The following is a 1118-nucleotide window of genomic DNA, read 5'->3' on the forward strand; positions in this document are numbered from 1 at the left end:
CATCCTTTGCGAGAGAATATTTTATTTAAAAGATTAGCATCGTCCCATGTATGTAACTTCACCAGGACCGCAATAAGCCCATAATATATGATTACTACAAGTCATGATTGGAGGGTGACCAGTTGAACATGAAACTGAACCTCCCTTAATACTTATTTGTTCACCCTTCTTTAATACTTTACCCAAGTTTAAAATTTGTTTTTTCATGATTAAAAAATTTAGAATTTAGTAATCCTTGATCATTTTAAGACACCCAAGGTTTTGTCTATTCTTCGCGAGAGAATTTCTTTTATTTAATAATATTTTTAAGTTGATAGAAAAATCGTTCTATCAAACGTAAATCTTCAGTTATTATGTTAGCTGTACCTTTCATCTCTTGCCTAAACTCTATGTTTTTATCATAAGTAGTTTTTAAATCTTGAGGCAACATTACATCTATTAAATAATTTCCTTCCGCATCTGCTATTGGAGATATTGACTTCACCTTTCCATTAAGTTCTCCAAATTCATCTGAAGGATAATTCAGTAATTTTATTTGTACTTTTTGGCCTTTTTTTATTTTCCCTGAATTTGCTGCAGGTGCTTTTATTTTACCTATAAAAGAATCGCTTTTTTCGGGAATTATTGTAAATATTAAATCTCCTGTTTTTACAGTTTGATTTTCACTCCAGAATGTTAAAAATGAAACTTTTCCATTTATTGAGCTAGTTAAAGCGTATTGCTTAAGCCAATCTTTTATTGCTTTTTGTAAATATAAAAACGACTGAATAGCCTTTTTCTTTAAACGAGTGTCGTTTTGTGTTTTCTTAATAGTAGTTCCTACTAAGTTTTTCTTTGAATTATTAATAAACTCTCTTAATTGAGAAATTGAACTTTCTGAATTTTCATATGCCCTTCTCGATTGTAATATTTCTATTTCCTTTTGCTCTTTTTCTTTAGCTGAAATAACACCTTCGTTAAACATTTTTATACTTCGTTCTAAATCTTTTTGTTTTATTTCTAGTTCTTTTCTGCTAAACTCCCTTTGGGAACGTAAAATTTGTAATCGTTGTTTAGCTTCAATAACAGTCATCCTGTTAGCAAAAGATTCTGATTTGTATGGTGTTAATTCTTTATTT

The 1118-nt window shown here is 29.3% G+C and carries 2 protein-coding genes; both read right to left on the bottom strand.

All coding sequences use genetic code 11. The features are described 5' to 3' along the window. Positions 1-33 precede the first annotated feature (33 nt). The gene (locus ACKTTQ_RS05915; RefSeq protein ID WP_158530867.1) at positions 34-207 is read right to left on the bottom strand and encodes a hypothetical protein; all 174 of its coding nucleotides are present in this window, start codon (positions 205-207) and stop codon (positions 34-36) included. Positions 208-289: 82 nt separating this feature from the next. Next, positions 290-1118, bottom strand: an 829-nt coding sequence (locus tag ACKTTQ_RS05920) for an HlyD family secretion protein (RefSeq protein ID WP_408048654.1), incomplete at its 5' end; no start/stop codon positions are given.

This window comes from Tenacibaculum halocynthiae (assembly GCF_964512825.1).
In the GTDB taxonomy this organism is placed as follows: Bacteria; Bacteroidota; Bacteroidia; order Flavobacteriales; family Flavobacteriaceae; genus Polaribacter; species Polaribacter halocynthiae.

Bases quoted from the DNA above. Each gene is read 5' to 3' on its own strand.
- ACKTTQ_RS05915 (WP_158530867.1), bottom strand. From the start codon at position 207: ATGAAAAAACAAATTTTAAACTTGGGTAAAGTATTAAAGAAGGGTGAA.